The organism is Streptomyces sp. NPDC005141 (assembly GCF_053599975.1).
On sequence record NZ_JBSFYW010000010.1, the window covers coordinates 141829 to 157401 of the forward strand.

Genomic DNA, 15573 nt, shown 5'->3' on the forward strand with positions numbered 1-15573 from the left:
AGTGCCAATAGCGACGGGCAGGTCCGGCACCCGCGACGACGGATCGACCTGGTCGCCACCTCAGACAGTTAACCCCGTGAGATCTCCGAAGGGGGAGGTCGGATCGTGACGACCGCCAGCTCCAAGGTTGCCATCAAGCCGCTCGAGGACCGCATTGTGGTCCAGCCGCTCGACGCCGAGCAGACCACGGCCTCTGGCCTGGTCATTCCGGACACTGCGAAGGAGAAGCCCCAGGAGGGCGTCGTCCTCGCCGTTGGTCCGGGCCGCGTCGAGGACGGCAAGCGTGTCGAGCTCGACGTCGCCGTCGGCGACATCGTGCTCTACAGCAAGTACGGCGGCACCGAGGTGAAGTACAACGGCGAGGAGTACCTCGTCCTCTCGGCTCGCGACGTGCTCGCGATCATCGAGAAGTAATTCACCCGGTAAGGGCGTTCGGGGGCTTCCCCCGGACAACCCCGCACCAAGCATTGCAGTGAACTGCGCCCCTGGCCCCCGCTACCTAACAAGCCGGGCGCCGGGGGCGCTGTTCGTTCTCCAAATTTTCCGAGAGGGCTGAACCGCTCCTATGGCGAAGATCCTGAAGTTCGACGAGGACGCCCGTCGCGCCCTTGAGCGCGGCGTCAACAAGCTTGCCGACACGGTGAAGGTGACGATCGGTCCGAAGGGCCGCAACGTCGTCATCGACAAGAAGTTCGGCGCCCCCACCATCACCAACGACGGCGTGACCATCGCCCGTGAGGTCGAGGTCGAGGACCCGTTCGAGAACCTCGGCGCCCAGCTGGTGAAGGAGGTGGCGACCAAGACCAACGACATCGCGGGTGACGGTACGACCACCGCCACCGTGCTCGCCCAGGCGCTCGTGCGCGAGGGCCTGAAGAACGTCGCCGCGGGTGCCTCCCCGGCGCTGCTGAAGAAGGGCATCGACGCGGCCGTCAAGGCGGTCTCCGACGAGCTCCTCGCCACCGCGCGCCCGATCGACGAGAAGTCCGACATCGCCGCCGTCGCCGGTCTGTCCGCCCAGGACCCGCAGGTCGGCGAGCTCATCGCCGAGGCGATGGACAAGGTCGGCAAGGACGGTGTCATCACCGTCGAGGAGTCCAACACCTTCGGTCTGGAGCTGGACTTCACCGAGGGCATGGCCTTCGACAAGGGCTACCTGTCCCCGTACATGGTGTCCGACCAGGAGCGTATGGAGGCCGTCCTCGACGACCCGTACATCCTCATCCACCAGGGCAAGATCAGCTCCATCCAGGACCTGCTGCCGCTGCTGGAGAAGGTCATCCAGTCGAACGCCTCCAAGCCGCTGCTGATCATCGCCGAGGACGTCGAGGGCGAGGCCCTGTCGACCCTGGTCGTGAACAAGATCCGCGGCACGTTCAACGCCGTCGCCGTGAAGGCCCCCGGCTTCGGTGACCGCCGCAAGGCCATGCTCGGCGACATCGCCACCCTCACCGGTGGTCAGGTCATCGCCGAGGAGGTCGGCCTCAAGCTCGACCAGGTCGGCCTGGACGTGCTCGGCAGCGCCCGCCGCGTGACCGTCACCAAGGACGACACCACGATCGTCGACGGTGGCGGCAGCTCCGACGAGGTCGTCGGCCGCGTCAACCAGATCAAGGCCGAGATCGAGAACACCGACTCCGACTGGGACCGCGAGAAGCTCCAGGAGCGCCTCGCGAAGCTGGCCGGCGGCGTGTGCGTGATCAAGGTCGGCGCCGCCACCGAGGTGGAGCTCAAGGAGAAGAAGCACCGTCTGGAGGACGCCATCTCCGCGACCCGCGCCGCGGTCGAGGAGGGCATCGTCTCCGGTGGTGGCTCCGCGCTCGTCCACGCCGTCAAGGTCCTCGAGGGCAACCTCGGCAAGACCGGCGACGAGGCCACGGGTGTCGCGGTGGTCCGCAAGGCCGCCGTCGAGCCGCTGCGCTGGATCGCCGAGAACTCCGGCCTGGAGGGTTACGTCATCACCTCCAAGGTCGCCGAGCTCGACAAGGGCCAGGGCTTCAACGCCGCCACCGGCGAGTACGGCGACCTGGTCAAGGCCGGCGTCATCGACCCGGTCAAGGTCACCCGCTCCGCCCTGGAGAACGCCGCCTCCATCGCCTCCCTGCTCCTCACGACCGAGACCCTGGTCGTCGAGAAGCCGGCCGAGGACGAGGGCGACGCCGGTCACGGCCACGGGCACTCCCACTGACGTACGACGTCATGAGGACGGACACGCCCACCGAGGCGTGACGTCGTGAAGAGGTCCCCGTTCCACCAGGAACGGGGACCTCCCGCGTTTCCGTGGGGCTGTTTCCCGGGGCCGTCCTTCCGGCGCGCGGAGCGGTCAGCCCTCCAGCGCGTCCAGTGCGCCGAGCCCGGCCATCAGACCCAGCCGGTCGTACTGCCACCAGCCCTCGACGATCTTCCCGTCCTCTCCGCACCGGAAGATGGTCGTGCCGGTCATGGAGGCCTGCTTCCCGGACGCGGGCATCCCCATGAAGTCGCCCGTGTGCGTGCCGTTCCAGGTCCACCGCGTGCAGACGCGGTCCCCCTCGGTGATCTGGTCCTCGATGGTGAACGCGAAGTCGAAGCCGCCGCGCCACATCTCGATCTCGCGCCGTACCGCGTCGAGCCCGATGGTGTCCTGTTCGTTGGCGGGGTCGTGGTCGTGGTAGCCCTCCGCCATCAGTCCGTTGAGCGGCTCCAGCTCACCCGGGCCCGCCAGCATCTCGAAGTACGTGCGGATGTTCGCCGCGTAGAGCTGCTCGTCACGCACCACGTCGAGGTCCGTGAACGTCGGCATCCCGTCGCAGAGCGCCACCATCTCCTGGAAGATCGTGTCGGTCTCCGGAAGCTTCGAGTTCCGCATCGCGTCTTCGTACGACGGGAACTCCACGATCTCCACGAAGTGACTCGCGTCGGCGCGGTCCTTGCCGATGACGCTGTGCGTCGCGGTCCGCTTCCCCTTGGTCTTCTCGACCCACGTGTCCATCAGCCGGTTCATCTCGTCGAACCTGCTGGTCCTGCAATCGATCAGCTGCATGAATGTCATGGCGCCGCCTCCGGCCCCCTGGTCCGGTAGATCCACCCTCAATCCTCCCACCGGAGGGGCGGCACCACCCACCGCACGAAACGCGCGGGCGCCTGCCGCGCGACCCGCGCGACCTGCGTGATCGCCCCTACTGGGGGCCGTACTTCCGACCGGTCCTCGACGTGATCCCGCCCAGCAGCGCCCGGGGCGTCACCTTCACCACGCCCATCAGCGCCTTGTAACGCGGATCGGGAATGGACAGGGTCCGGCCGCGCGCCAGGTCGGCGAGTGCCGCCGCGACCAGCTTGTCGGCGTCGAGCCACATCCAGTTCGGGATGTTGTCGGTGCCCATGCCGGCCCGCTCGTGGAACTCGGTGCGCACGAAGCCGGGAGCCAGCGCCATCAACCGCACGCCGCTGCCCGCGAGATCTTTCGCCGCGCCCTGCGTGAACTGCACGACCCACGCCTTCGACGCCCCGTACGTGCCCCGCGGCACGAACGCGGCCACCGACGCCACGTTGACGACGCCGCCCCGGCCGCGCTCCCGCATGGCCTCGGTCGCCGCCGACGTCAGCCGGAGCACCGCCTCGCAGTGCACCTTGAGCATTTTCAGCTCGTCCGCCATCGACACGTCCAGATAGCGGCCCTTGTTGCCGAAGCCGGCGTTGTTGACCAGCAGGTCGACCGGGCTCCTGCGGTCGGAGAGGCGGGCGGCCACCGCTTCGATGCCCTCGTCCGTCGCCAGGTCCGCCGTGAGCACCTCCGCCTCGATGCCGTGCCGGTCGTGCAGCTCGGTCGCCTGCTCCCGCAGCCGCTTCGTGTCCCGCGCCACCAGCACGAGGTTGTGCCCGTCCGCCGCCAGCCGCCGCGCGAAGGCGGCACCGATTCCCGCGGTCGATCCCGTAATCAGAGCCGTTGTCATGGCGCAAGGTTAGTGACCGGCCTGCCGCCCGGTGGCCGGTGCCACCCAACGCCCGACCGGGTTCCACGAGTTCTCCGCACCCCGCCCGGCCGGGGCCGGGGCGGCCCCTACCCGCCGTACTTCGCCACGTACTCCCGCGCCGCCGCCCGCGACTCCGTGTGCAGGGCCTCGCCGGCCGTCAACAGCCTTGGCAGCAGCTCCCGTTCGGTCGTCGAGGCGCGGAACTGGACGGCGACGGTGACATCGTGGCCCGGCCTGTGCACGATCTCGATCGGGTCCCCGGCGCGGATCTCCCCGGGCTCGATCACCCGCAGATACGCGCCGGGTGCGCCCCGCCGCGTGAACCGCTTCACCCAGCCCTTCTCACCGAGGTGCCCCTGGAAGGTGCGGCAGGGGATGCGCCCGGAGGTGACCTCCAGGACGACCTCGGAACCGATCCGCCAGCGCTCGCCGATCAGCGCGCCGGACACGTCGAGCCCGCACGTCGTGAGGTTCTCGCCGAACACGCCGTTCGGCAGGGTCCGGATGAGCTCGCGCTCCCAGTCGTCGAGGTCCTCGCGCGCGACCGCGTACACGGCCTGGTCGTCACCGCCGTGATGGCGCAGGTGGCAGATCGCGTCCCCGGCGAGCCCGCTCCCGCCGGACCCCTTGGGGCCCGGTGCCGTCACGCGTACCGGCCCGTCGACCGGGCGCTTGTCGATGCCGGTCATACCCTCCGGCTGGTCCGTGTACCCGACGGCCCGCGCCCGGCCGACGTTGAGCGACAGAAGCTTCATGGCACCAAGTTAGGCGATACAGCTCAAAGCGTCGATGCGATATTTCCCGTCGCACCCAAGATGCGCTTATGCTCGAAGGGTGATCGAGGCCCGTCATCTCCGTGTCCTGCGCGCCGTCGCCACCACCGGATCCTTCTCGGCGGCGGGCCGCGAACTGGGGTGCACCCAGCCCGCCGTCAGCCAGCAGATGAAGGCCCTGGAGTCGTCCGTGGGCACTCCCCTGCTCGTCCGGACGGGCCGCGAGATGCGCCTCACCCAGGCGGGCGAGGCCCTGGTCAAGCACGCGGCGAGCATCCTGGCCGGTCTCACGGCCGCCGAGGAGGAGGTCGCCGCGATCGCCGGTCTGCGCGCGGGCCGCGTCCGGCTGGTGTCCTTCCCCAGCGGCAGCTCCACCCTCGTCCCCACGGCCCTCGCCGCGCTGCGCGCCGCGCACCCCGGCACCCGTGTCTCCCTGGAGGAGGCCGAACCGCCCGAGTCCGTCGAGAAGCTCCGGGCCGGCGACTGCGACATCGCGCTCGCGTTCCGCTACGAGGGAGCGCCGGGCGTCGAGGAGTGGGACGACCTCGTAGTACGGCCGCTGCTGATGGACCGCCTCGTCGGTCTGGTGCCCGAGGGGCACCGGCTCGCGCGGTCGGAGTCCGTGGCGATCGGAGAGTTCGCCGGGGAGCCGTGGATCGCCGGGTGCCCGCGCTGCCGCGGCCAGCTCGTCGAGGTCTGCCGCGGTGCCGGCTTCGAGCCCCGGATCGACTTCGCCACCGACGACTATCCGGCTGTGGTCGGGCTCGTGGGCGCGGGACTCGGCGTCGCCGTCCTGCCGGAGCTCGCGATCGAGTCCGTACGCCCGAAGGGGGCGCGCACCGTGACGGTGGAGCCCGCGGTGCGCCGCGAGATCGTCGCCCTCACCCTCCCGGATCTCGCCGGGGTGCCCGCGGTGGCCGCGACGCTGGACCGGCTGGCGCGGGCGGCGGCCCGCTAGCGGCCTCCCTCCGGGGGGCTACCGCGGACGCACGGCTGCCGTCGCGTCGAAAGCGGGGCACGCGTGCACGTGGCCGACGTGCCTCTCCCTGCCGGGTCCGTCCCTGCCGGGTCCGTCTCCGCCGTGTGTGTCCGCCGTGTACGCGTCCGGCGGCACGCGCTGTCAGAGCAGAAACGTTCCTTCAGTTGTTCGAAGCGGGACTGCTCCCGGTGGTCGATGCCGAGACCAGTCGGTTGCGTGCCCGTCCCATGAGCTCTTCGCGCTCGTCCTCGGTCAGTCCGCCCCACACGCCGTACGGTTCGCGCACCGCCAGCGCGTGTGCCGCGCACTCCGCGCGCACCGGGCATCTCATGCAGACCTCTTTGGCCGAGTTCTCACGAGCGCTCCGTGCCGCACCACGCTCGCCCTCAGGGTGGAAGAAGAGCGAGCTGTCGACCCCGCGGCAGGCCGCGAGGAGCTGCCAGTCCCAGAGGTCCGCGTTCGGACCGGGAAGGCGGGAGAAATCTGCCATTGCGTGTCCCCTTGTTGCCGTTCTGGGCTGCTCTGTGCCCACCGACCGTACATCTACGATCTAAGGAGATGAAAATATGACTCATTGCGAATCTAGCCTCAGACACCAGCAAATGGGAAGAAAACAGGCTAAATGGGGCATCGGTTGTGATGAAACGTTGAGGGTCGGCGCGCATGTCTGCACCGTGTCCGCGCCCTCACGTACAGTGCCGATGACGGCCGACTGCCCCGTAACTCTTTCGAGTGACCATCGTTGAGATGGCTGAGGCGGTTGAAGGAACAAGCGCTCGGGCAGGCGGTCATATCCGTCGGCGAGTATCGACCGCACAGGTGACGATTCGTAACAGCCTGGAGGCTCAAGGTGACGCGCATCAGCTGCGGAGGACGGCCATGACATCCGTCCTCGTCTGCGACGACTCCCCGCTTGCCCGAGAGGCGCTCCGCCGTGCGGTCGCGACCGTGCCCGGTGTCGAGCGTGTGACGACGGCGGCCAACGGCGAGGAAGTCCTCCGCCGCTGGGGTGCCGACCGTTCGGATTTGATTCTGATGGACGTACGCATGCCCGGTTTGGGCGGCGTCGAGACGGTCAGGCGGCTGCTGTCCGCCGACCCCGGTGCGCGCATCATCATGCTCACCGTCGCCGAGGACCTGGACGGTGTGGCACTCGCCGTCGCCGCCGGCGCCCGCGGCTATCTGCACAAGGACGCCTCACGGGCGGAGCTGCGCGCCACCGTGACCCAGGCGCTCGCCGACCCGACCTGGCGGCTCGCGCCGCGCAGACTGCGCTCGGCCGAGATGGGCGCCGCGCCCACGCTCACCGCGCGTGAGATCCAGGTCCTCGAGGGCATGAGCCACGGCCGCTCGAACGCGGAGATCGGCCGTGAGCTGTTCCTCTCGGAGGACACGGTCAAGACCCACGCCCGGCGGCTGTTCAAGAAGCTCGGCGCCTCGGACCGGGCGCACGCGGTCGCGCTCGGATTCCGGTGGGGCCTGGTCCGCTAGGTGAGCCGCGTCGAGGGTATGACGGAAGTAGCCCCTGCCCGCCGTACGGCGGGCGGGGCCGGGCCCTCGGAGAGAGCCTCTTCGGTGTCCGATCCCCGTTTCCCGGCGGATGCCGCATCCTTGAGGTGTGGAGTTCCTTGGGGACAAGTCGGTCGAGCGGAAGGGGAGGGCGCAGGAGATGAGTTCCGGCGCACCTGCTCATAACGCTTCGGTGCACAACTATGGACGCGGTGCCACGGACAGGACGACGCCAAGGCACCATGGACCGATGCGTGAAGACGAGACGACGGGGATCGGTGCGCTCGTCCATCGCGCGGTCGAGGGCGACGAGCAGGCCACACACGACCTGCTCGCCCACGTACATCCGCTCGCGCTGCGTTATTGCCGCGCCCGTCTGTCCCGGCTCCCGGGCGACGCGCGGCACTTCGTGGAGGACCTGGCGCAGGAAGTCTGCGTCGCGGTGCTCCTAGCGCTGCCGCGCTACAAGGACACCGGGCGCCCCTTCGAGGCGTTCGTCTTCGCGATCGCCGCGCACAAGGTCGCCGACCTCCAGCGCGCCGCGATGCGCCATCCGGGGTCCACGGCCGTTCCCTCCGACGAGATGCCGGAGCGGCCCGACGACTCTCTCGGCCCGGAGGAGCGCGCGCTGCTCAGCAGCGACGCCGAATGGGCCAAGAAACTCATGGCCAATCTCCCCGAGAACCAGCGCGAGCTGCTTCTTCTGCGCATCGCGGTGGGCCTCACGGCCGAGGAGACGGGCCAGATGTTGGGAATGTCACCGGGCGCCGTCCGGGTGGCCCAGCACCGGGCACTGAGCCGGCTGCGGGCGCTGGCGGAGCAGTAGGGATCTCGGCCGGCCGCGGTGACGCGCGACCGGTGCGCCGTGCCCCCGCCGCGCCGATCGGGTCCCGTCCGAACGGTGTTCTCCGGTGGTGCCGACCGTCGCCCGGCCGGGTGGCACGGTCTTTCGTTCCATGACGGCGGATCCCTGTTTTTCCCCGCGAACGGCGGGGAACGGCAGGGGCCCCGATGGCGTTGCCGCCCGTCCCGGCCAGGGCGGACGGCGGGTTCCCCTCCACCATGGGGGCGGGGAAGCCGGCCGACGAGGACATGACCCGACGCGGTGGCCCCGGCGTCGCCCCGGCGCCCCCTCCGGGCAGGGTCTGAACGGTGACGACTTCCGTCCCGTACGAACATACGAAGCCGAAGCCCACCCGTAACCGTGGAATGAGAGAGCCATGCTTCCCGTTAGCATGGACATCCGCACCGATCAAGGCCATTTGGGGAAGGTGTCATGACTGCCAACGTCGACGGAGTGCCCGCCAAATTCGCGACACTCGGGCTGACCTACGACGACGTGCTGCTGCTGCCGGGCTCGTCGGACATGGCGCCCGACCAGATCGACACCGCCTCGCACATCTCGAAGAACGTCCGGGTCAACATCCCGCTGCTGTCCGCCGCCATGGACAAGGTCACCGAGTCGCGCATGGCGATCGCGATGGCCCGCCAGGGCGGCGTCGGTGTTCTGCACCGCAACCTGTCCATCGAGGACCAGGCCAACCAGGTCGACCTGGTGAAGCGCTCCGAGTCCGGCATGGTGACCGACCCGATCACCGTGCACCCGGACGCCACGCTCGGCGAGGCCGACGCGATCTGCGCCAAGTTCCGCATCTCCGGTGTGCCGGTCACCGACGGCGGCGGCAAGCTGCTCGGCATCGTCACCAACCGCGACATGGCCTTCGAGACCGACCGCTCGCGCCAGGTGCGCGAGGTCATGACGCCGATGCCGCTGGTCACCGGCAAGGTCGGCATCTCGGGCAACGACGCGATGCAGCTGCTGCGCCGTCACAAGATCGAGAAGCTTCCGCTGGTCGACGACGCCGGCGTGCTCAAGGGCCTCATCACGGTCAAGGACTTCGTCAAGGCCGAGAAGTACCCGAACGCCGCCAAGGACGCCGAGGGGCGTCTGCTGGTCGGCGCGGCCGTCGGTGTCGCGGGAGACGCGTTCGAGCGCGCCCAGGCCCTGATCGAGGCGGGCGTCGACTTCATCGTCGTCGACACCGCGCACGGGCACTCCCGCCTGGTCGGCGACATGGTCGCCAAGATCAAGTCGAACTCCTCCGGCGTGGACGTCATCGGCGGCAACATCGCCACCCGCGACGGCGCGCAGGCGCTCATCGACGCGGGCGTCGACGGCATCAAGGTCGGTGTGGGCCCGGGCTCCATCTGTACGACCCGCGTGGTCGCCGGCATCGGAGTACCGCAGGTCACGGCCATCTACGAAGCGTCGCTCGCCGCCAAGGCGGCCGGTGTCCCGGTCATCGGCGACGGTGGCCTCCAGTACTCCGGTGACATCGCCAAGGCCCTGGTCGCGGGAGCCGACACCGTGATGCTCGGCTCGCTGCTCGCCGGCTGCGAGGAGTCCCCGGGCGAGCTGATGTTCATCAACGGCAAGCAGTTCAAGTCGTACCGCGGCATGGGTTCCCTGGGTGCCATGCAGTCCCGTGGCGATCAGCGCTCCTTCTCCAAGGACCGCTACTTCCAGGAGGGCGTCGCCTCCGACGAGAAGCTCGTCCCCGAGGGCATCGAGGGCCAGGTGCCCTACCGCGGCCCGCTCTCCGCGGTCGTCCACCAGCTGGTCGGCGGTCTGCGCCAGTCGATGTTCTACGTCGGCGGCCGTACCGTGCCCGAGCTCCAGGACCGCGGCCGGTTCGTCCGGATCACCTCGGCGGGTCTCAAGGAGAGCCACCCGCACGACATCCAGATGACGGTCGAGGCGCCGAACTACAGCCGCAACAAGTAGTCACCCGTACACGCGAACGGGTTCCACGCGTGCGTGGAGCCCCCGGCGAGGGCGGCCCCGGAGGTTCCGGGGCCGCCCTCGCCGTAGGCGTCGGGGATACTGGAGGCGCAGAAGCGAAGACGGAAAGGCCACAACGTGACTGAGATCGAGATCGGGCGCGGCAAGCGCGGCCGCCGGGCGTACGCCTTCGACGACATCGCCGTCGTCCCGAGCCGCCGTACGCGGGACCCGAAGGAGGTCTCGATCGCCTGGCAGATCGATGCCTACCGCTTCGAGCTGCCTTTCCTGGCCGCCCCGATGGACTCGGTCGTCTCCCCGGCCACCGCGATCCGTATCGGCGAGCTGGGCGGCCTGGGCGTCCTGAACCTGGAAGGCCTCTGGACGCGGTACGACGACCCGCAGTCGCTGCTGGACGAGATCGCCGGGCTGGACTCGGAGACCGCGACCCGCCGCCTCCAGGAGATCTACGCGGCTCCCATCAAGGAGGAGCTGATCGGGCAGCGCATCAAGGAGGTGCGCGACGCCGGAGTCGTCACCGCCGCCGCCCTGTCCCCGCAGCGCACGGCGCAGTTCTCCAAGGCCGTCGTCGACGCGGGCGTGGACATCTTCGTCATCCGCGGTACGACGGTGTCGGCCGAGCACGTCTCCGGTGCCGCCGAACCGCTGAACCTGAAGCAGTTCATCTACGAGCTCGACGTCCCGGTGATCGTCGGCGGCTGCGCCACGTACACCGCGGCCCTGCACCTGATGCGCACCGGCGCGGCCGGTGTCCTCGTCGGTTTCGGCGGCGGCGCCGCGCACACCACGCGCAATGTGCTGGGCATCCAGGTCCCGATGGCCACCGCCGTCGCGGACGTCGCCGCGGCCCGCCGCGACTACATGGACGAGTCCGGCGGCCGGTACGTGCACGTCATCGCCGACGGTGGTGTCGGCTGGTCCGGCGACCTCCCCAAGGCGATCGCCTGCGGCGCGGACTCCGTGATGATGGGCTCCCCGCTCGCGCGCGCCACCGACGCGCCCGGCCGTGGCCACCACTGGGGCATGGAGGCGGTGAACGAGGAGCTGCCGCGCGGCAAGAAGGTCGACCTCGGCACCGTCGGCACCATAGAGGAGATCCTCACCGGTCCGTCGCACATCCCGGACGGCTCGATGAACATCTTCGGCGCCCTCCGCCGCGCCATGGCCACCACCGGCTACAGCGAGCTCAAGGAGTTCCAGCGCGTCGAGGTGACGGTCGCGGACTCCCAGCACAAGCGGTAACCCGTACGTCGGTACGCGTGCACGAAGCCTGTACGCGCGAAGGGCCCGTCCACCGATCGGTGGACGGGCCCTTCGTCGTGAGACCGAGCCTGTCAGCCGCTGGTCAGCAGTTCGGCGACGCCTGCGAGCATCAGCACGACGCCGGCGAGGCCGACGGCCGCGGCGTACGGCCGGAGACCGATGGCGAAGACCCGATCGCGCGGCGGAGTGAAGCTGCCGGTGGCCAGGGCGTTGAGGTTGTGGCTGCGCTGCCGGAAGGCCTCCATCGCGTCGGCGGCGCCCCGGATGTTGAAGGCGACCCAGCTTCCCGCCACCGCGGCCGACAGGCCGAGCAGCATCAGCAGCACGTGGACCGGCATCGTCAGAGCCCGGCCTTGCGGGTGCTCTGGAACGCCACGTACGCCGCGACCGCGAAGAAGACGAAGGTCAGCGGGTCGGCCTCGGCCTTCCATGCCTCCTGGACCGTGTCGAGGTGGTCGAAGAAGACCTCGCTGAAGCCGACGCCGAACTGCTTGGCGATGATCATGGCCTCGCCGACCAGCTGGCCGAGGTAGATCGCGGCGACGGACACGACCACGCTCGCGACCGGCAGGGCCTGGCTGCGACCTCCGACGCGGCCCGCGGCGATGCCGACCAGGAAGCCGACACCGACGGCGGCGTAGCCGATCTCGTGCTTGGTGAGGCCGATGATCAAGCCGTACAGGATCGCGGAGACCAGGCCGGCGCCGACGGCGGCGGCGAGACCGAGCGCCGCGTTGCCGCGCGCGGGGGCGGCCGGGGCGACGGGCGCGACCGGGAAGCCCGGCTGGGGCGCGCCCTGCGGGACACCCTGCTGCGGGACGGGCGGCTGATCGGTGGGCGCGCCCGCGTACGGGTTGTTGTCGACCGGTGGGCCGGACGGCGGCGTCGACTGACTCATGTGGTTCCCCCCAGGGATGTGAGCGCAGCTGTGGTGTGCGCGTGGGACGTGGGCGCACACCTGCGGACGCCCGGGACGTGGGCGCACGTGTGTGCGAGAGCTGCCGCACATTAGCAGGCGGGGGTGACAACCCGTGAGGGCATTTCCGGGGTCAGAGCCGGTGTGCCGCCCCGGTCGGGGTCGCTCCCCTCGTGTCCAGGAGGAGTTGGGCCTTCACCGACAGTCCTTGCAGGTCGTACGTGCGGTGCTGTTGGAGCAGGATCGTCAGGTCGGCGTGGGCCGCGGCCTCGTAGAGGGAGTCCGCGCGCGGCACGGGCCGACCGAGGACGCTCCAGGCGGGGACGTGCGGGTCGTGATAGCTGACGGACGCGCCGAGTTCCATCAGGCGTACGGCGATCTCGTGGGCGGGAGCGCCCTGTTGATCGGCCATGTCCGCCTTGTAGGTGACGCCGAGGAGGAGCACGCGTGCGGCACGGGCGGACTTCCCGTGCTCGTTGAGCAGCGTGGCGGCGCGCTGGATGACGTACTGGGGCATGTGGTTGTTGACCTGCTGGGCGAGTTCGACCATCCGGAGCGGGCGCCCCGACGCGCCGAGGTCCTGGGCGATCCCGTGCCCGCCCACCCCCGGTCCGGGCCGGAACGACTGGAAGCCGAACGGCTTGGTCTCCGCGCAGCGGATGACGTCCCACAGGTCCACGCCCAGGTCGTCGCAGAGCACGGCCATCTCATTGACGAGCGCGATGTTGACGTGCCGGAAGTTGGTCTCCAGGACCTGCACGGTCTCCGCCTCGCGGGGCCCGCGCGCGCGGACGACCTTGTCGGTGAGCCGTCCGTAGAAGGCGGCGGCCGACTCGGTGCACGCGGGGGTGAGGCCGCCGATGACCTTCGGTGTGTTCGCGGGGGTGAAGTCGCGGTTGCCGGGATCGACCCGGCTGGGCGAATAGGCGAGGTGGAAATCCCGCCCCGCGCGCAGCCCGGAGCCCTCTTCGAGGAGCGGACGGAGGAATTCCTCCGTGGTGCCGGGGTGTACCGGCGATTCCAGGATCACCGTGGTGTGCGGGCGCAGCTGTGCGGCCAGCGTGCGGGCCGCCGCCTCCACCTGGCCGAGGTCCAGGGTGCCGTCCGCGCCCCGCGGGGTCGGTGCGCAGATGACGGCGGTGCGTACCCGGCCCAGCTCGGCCGGGTTTGTGGTCGGCCGGAAGCCCCCCGAGAGCATCCGGCGCAGTTCTGCGGGGGTGAGGGAGCCGCCCTCCGGCCCTGTTTTGTAGCCGAGGGTGGAGATGCCGGCGGCGACGGCGGCCTGGGCCAGGGGCAGGCCGAGATGACCGAGTCCGATGACGGCGAGGTCTGCGGGCATGGAGTGGGCCGTCCTTCCCAATAACCGATGCGGGACATGTGCGCAAGCCCTGTGGACAGGACGGGCGAGAGCAATGTCAGACTAGGAGTAAATATGACCGATTTACGGGATTGATCGATCAAGATTCCCTGCGCGTCGCCGAGACTTGTCCACAGGCTGCGGACGGACGGTGGCCGATGAGGGGCAAGACGGTCAGACTTTGGGCAGGGGGGATGTGAGCCGGGCGTCGCCGGACAGGTGCGGCCAGCGCGACAACAGCGGGAGGCAGCGGTGAGGACAGCGACACTGGGGCCGGCGGAGCGCGCCGAGTCACTTGCGGGAATGGCCGAGGGCGAGCTGGACGTGCTGGTCGTGGGCGCGGGCGTGGTCGGCGCGGGCACCGCGCTGGACGCCGTGACACGTGGTCTGTCCACCGGCCTGGTCGAGGCGCGTGACTGGGCATCGGGCACCTCGAGCAGATCCAGCAAGCTGATCCACGGCGGTCTGCGGTATCTGGAGATGCTCGACTTCGCGCTCGTCCGTGAGGCACTGAAGGAGCGCGGCCTGCTGCTCGAACGGCTGGCACCGCACCTGGTGAAGCCCGTCCCGTTCCTCTACCCCCTCCAGCACAAGGGCTGGGAGCGGCTGTACGCGGGCTCCGGCGTCGCGCTGTACGACGCGATGTCGATGGCCCGCGGCCACGGACGCGGACTGCCCACCCACCGCCATCTGAGCCGCCGCCACGCCCTGCGCGTCGCACCGGCCTTGAAGAAGGACGCGTTGATCGGCGCCCTGCAGTACTACGACGCGCAGATGGACGACGCGCGCTATGTGGCGACGCTGGTGCGCACGGCGGCGGCGTACGGCGCGAAGGTCGCCAACCGCGCGCGGGTCACCGGCTTCCTGCGCGAGGGCGAGCGGGTGGTCGGGGCCAAGGTGCGCGACGTCGAGGGCGGCGGCGAGTACGAGGTCCGCGCCAAGCAGGTCGTCAACGCCACGGGTGTGTGGACCGACGACACCCAGGCGATGGTCGGGGAGCGGGGCCAGTTCCACGTGCGGGCGTCCAAGGGCATCCATCTGGTCGTACCGAAGGACCGGATCAACTCCACCACGGGCCTGATCCTGCGCACCGAGAAGTCCGTGCTGTTCGTGATCCCGTGGGGGCGCCACTGGATCATCGGCACCACCGACACCGACTGGGACCTCGACAAGTCCCACCCGGCGGCCTCCAGCGCGGACATCGACTATCTGCTGGAGCACGTGAACTCGGTGCTCTCGGTGCCGCTCTCCCGGGACGACGTCCAGGGGGTGTACGCGGGGCTGCGGCCACTGCTGGCCGGAGAGTCGGACGCCACGAGCAAGTTGTCGCGCGAGCACACCGTGGCCCATCCGGTGCCCGGACTCGTGGTCGTGGCCGGCGGCAAGTACACGACCTACCGGGTGATGGCCAAGGACGCGGTGGACGAGGCGGTGCACGGCCTCGATCAGCGGGTCGCCGAATGCGTCACCGAGGAGACCCCGCTGGTCGGCGCCGAGGGATACCACGCGCTGTGGAACGCGCGAGCGCGGATCGCGGCCCGCACCGGGCTCCATGTGGTGCGTGTGGAGCACCTGTTGAACCGGTACGGGTCGCTCGCCGAGGAGCTTCTCGACCTCATCGTGGAGGACCCGTCGCTCGGTGAGCCCCTGCCGGCCGCCGAGGACTACCTCCGGGCCGAGATCGTCTACGCCGCCTCGCACGAGGGCGCCCGCCACCTGGACGACGTCCTGACCCGGCGCACCCGCATCTCCATCGAGACCTTCGACCGGGGCACCCGCAGCGCCCGCGAGGCCGCCGAGCTGATGGCACCGGTCCTCGGCTGGGACAAGGACCAGATCGAGCGCGAGGTGCAGCACTACGAGAAGCGGGTCGAGGCGGAGAGGGAGTCTCAGCGCCAGCCGGACGATCTGACGGCGGACGCGGCGCGGCTGGGCGCGCCCGACATCGTGCCGTTCTGACCGCCGGTTCCCGCTCATCTCACTCGAACGGGTGCGGTGAGCTGGGATCTTCGTTCGCGGC

At 70.0% G+C, this 15573-nt stretch carries 15 protein-coding genes; 8 read left to right on the forward strand and 7 right to left on the reverse strand.

Annotated elements, in window-relative coordinates; all coding sequences use genetic code 11:
- The first annotated feature begins 105 nt into the window (after window positions 1-105).
- The gene (gene groES / locus ACWD68_RS11005; RefSeq protein WP_385697282.1) at window positions 106-414 is read left to right on the forward strand and encodes a co-chaperone GroES; all 309 of its coding nucleotides are present in this window, start codon (window positions 106-108) and stop codon (window positions 412-414) included.
- Between the two features lie 151 nt (window positions 415-565).
- The gene (gene groL / locus ACWD68_RS11010; protein WP_451806120.1) at window positions 566-2188 is read left to right on the forward strand and encodes a chaperonin GroEL; all 1623 of its coding nucleotides are present in this window, start codon (window positions 566-568) and stop codon (window positions 2186-2188) included.
- Window positions 2189-2323: 135 nt separating this feature from the next.
- Here groL and ACWD68_RS11015 read toward each other — a convergent pair whose 3' ends face one another.
- From ACWD68_RS11015 to ACWD68_RS11025, 3 genes are all read right to left on the reverse strand, one after another.
- Window positions 2324-3031, reverse strand: a complete 708-nt coding sequence (locus ACWD68_RS11015; RefSeq protein ID WP_451806121.1) for an ester cyclase — start codon at window positions 3029-3031, stop codon at window positions 2324-2326.
- 127 nt (window positions 3032-3158) lie between these two features.
- Window positions 3159-3932 carry an SDR family NAD(P)-dependent oxidoreductase gene (locus ACWD68_RS11020; protein WP_451806122.1) on the reverse strand — a complete coding sequence of 258 codons (774 nt, stop codon included), beginning with the start codon at window positions 3930-3932 and terminating at the stop codon, window positions 3159-3161.
- 107 nt (window positions 3933-4039) lie between these two features.
- Complete coding sequence (locus ACWD68_RS11025) at window positions 4040-4708, reverse strand: MOSC domain-containing protein (protein ID WP_451806123.1); 669 nt, start codon at window positions 4706-4708, stop codon at window positions 4040-4042.
- A gap of 79 nt (window positions 4709-4787) precedes the next feature.
- Between ACWD68_RS11025 and ACWD68_RS11030 the strand changes: the two genes are divergently transcribed.
- Window positions 4788-5684, forward strand: coding sequence for a LysR family transcriptional regulator (locus tag ACWD68_RS11030; protein WP_451806124.1), 897 nt, complete (start codon window positions 4788-4790; stop codon window positions 5682-5684).
- Between the two features lie 181 nt (window positions 5685-5865).
- On the opposite strand, the gene ACWD68_RS11035 is transcribed toward ACWD68_RS11030, so the two are convergent.
- The gene (locus tag ACWD68_RS11035) at window positions 5866-6195 is read right to left on the reverse strand and encodes a WhiB family transcriptional regulator (protein ID WP_266761829.1); all 330 of its coding nucleotides are present in this window, start codon (window positions 6193-6195) and stop codon (window positions 5866-5868) included.
- A 389-nt stretch (window positions 6196-6584) separates the two neighbouring features.
- On the opposite strand from ACWD68_RS11035, the gene ACWD68_RS11040 reads away from it, so the two are divergent.
- The 4 genes from ACWD68_RS11040 to ACWD68_RS11055 all read left to right on the forward strand — a co-directional run bounded on the left by ACWD68_RS11040 (window position 6585) and on the right by ACWD68_RS11055 (window position 11259).
- A complete protein-coding gene (locus ACWD68_RS11040; RefSeq protein ID WP_003948568.1) occupies window positions 6585-7196 on the forward strand; it encodes a response regulator transcription factor in 612 nt (203 codons plus the stop codon).
- A gap of 268 nt (window positions 7197-7464) precedes the next feature.
- Window positions 7465-8040 (forward strand): sigma-70 family RNA polymerase sigma factor, encoded by a 576-nt coding sequence (locus ACWD68_RS11045; protein WP_451806125.1) that lies wholly within the window; start codon window positions 7465-7467, stop codon window positions 8038-8040.
- 450 nt (window positions 8041-8490) lie between these two features.
- On the forward strand, window positions 8491-9999 hold the full coding sequence (gene guaB, locus ACWD68_RS11050; protein ID WP_451806126.1) for an IMP dehydrogenase: 1509 nt from the start codon (window positions 8491-8493) through the stop codon (window positions 9997-9999).
- A gap of 135 nt (window positions 10000-10134) precedes the next feature.
- Window positions 10135-11259, forward strand: coding sequence for a GuaB3 family IMP dehydrogenase-related protein (locus ACWD68_RS11055; protein WP_451806127.1), 1125 nt, complete (start codon window positions 10135-10137; stop codon window positions 11257-11259).
- Window positions 11260-11351: 92 nt separating this feature from the next.
- On the opposite strand, the gene ACWD68_RS11060 is transcribed toward ACWD68_RS11055, so the two are convergent.
- The 3 genes from ACWD68_RS11060 to ACWD68_RS11070 all read right to left on the reverse strand — a co-directional run bounded on the left by ACWD68_RS11060 (window position 11352) and on the right by ACWD68_RS11070 (window position 13535).
- Window positions 11352-11618 (reverse strand): hypothetical protein, encoded by a 267-nt coding sequence (locus ACWD68_RS11060; RefSeq protein WP_451806128.1) that lies wholly within the window; start codon window positions 11616-11618, stop codon window positions 11352-11354.
- A 2-nt stretch (window positions 11619-11620) separates the two neighbouring features.
- Complete coding sequence (locus ACWD68_RS11065; RefSeq protein ID WP_451806129.1) at window positions 11621-12178, reverse strand: hypothetical protein; 558 nt, start codon at window positions 12176-12178, stop codon at window positions 11621-11623.
- 151 nt (window positions 12179-12329) lie between these two features.
- Window positions 12330-13535 carry a nucleotide sugar dehydrogenase gene (locus tag ACWD68_RS11070; protein WP_451806130.1) on the reverse strand — a complete coding sequence of 402 codons (1206 nt, stop codon included), beginning with the start codon at window positions 13533-13535 and terminating at the stop codon, window positions 12330-12332.
- Between the two features lie 270 nt (window positions 13536-13805).
- Here ACWD68_RS11070 and ACWD68_RS11075 point away from each other — a divergent pair, with 270 nt between their 5' ends.
- Entirely contained in the window at window positions 13806-15512 is a 1707-nt protein-coding gene (locus tag ACWD68_RS11075; protein ID WP_451806131.1) for a glycerol-3-phosphate dehydrogenase/oxidase, read from the forward strand.
- The last annotated feature ends 61 nt before the right edge of the window (window positions 15513-15573 follow it).

Excerpts from the sequence above, each read along its gene's own strand:
- ACWD68_RS11065 (WP_451806129.1), bottom strand. The coding sequence starts at position 12,178 with ATGAGTCAGTCGACGCCGCCGTCCGGCCCACCGGTCGACAACAACCCG.
- ACWD68_RS11015 (WP_451806121.1), bottom strand. The coding sequence starts at position 3,031 with ATGACATTCATGCAGCTGATCGATTGCAGGACCAGCAGGTTCGACGAG.
- ACWD68_RS11020 (WP_451806122.1), bottom strand. The coding sequence starts at position 3,932 with ATGACAACGGCTCTGATTACGGGATCGACCGCGGGAATCGGTGCCGCC.
- ACWD68_RS11060 (WP_451806128.1), bottom strand. The coding sequence starts at position 11,618 with ATGCCGGTCCACGTGCTGCTGATGCTGCTCGGCCTGTCGGCCGCGGTG.
- guaB (WP_451806126.1), top strand. The coding sequence starts at position 8,491 with ATGACTGCCAACGTCGACGGAGTGCCCGCCAAATTCGCGACACTCGGG.
- ACWD68_RS11045 (WP_451806125.1), top strand. The coding sequence starts at position 7,465 with ATGCGTGAAGACGAGACGACGGGGATCGGTGCGCTCGTCCATCGCGCG.
- ACWD68_RS11040 (WP_003948568.1), top strand. The coding sequence starts at position 6,585 with ATGACATCCGTCCTCGTCTGCGACGACTCCCCGCTTGCCCGAGAGGCG.
- ACWD68_RS11035 (WP_266761829.1), bottom strand. The coding sequence starts at position 6,195 with ATGGCAGATTTCTCCCGCCTTCCCGGTCCGAACGCGGACCTCTGGGAC.
- ACWD68_RS11025 (WP_451806123.1), bottom strand. The coding sequence starts at position 4,708 with ATGAAGCTTCTGTCGCTCAACGTCGGCCGGGCGCGGGCCGTCGGGTAC.
- ACWD68_RS11070 (WP_451806130.1), bottom strand. The coding sequence starts at position 13,535 with ATGCCCGCAGACCTCGCCGTCATCGGACTCGGTCATCTCGGCCTGCCC.
- groL (WP_451806120.1), top strand. The coding sequence starts at position 566 with ATGGCGAAGATCCTGAAGTTCGACGAGGACGCCCGTCGCGCCCTTGAG.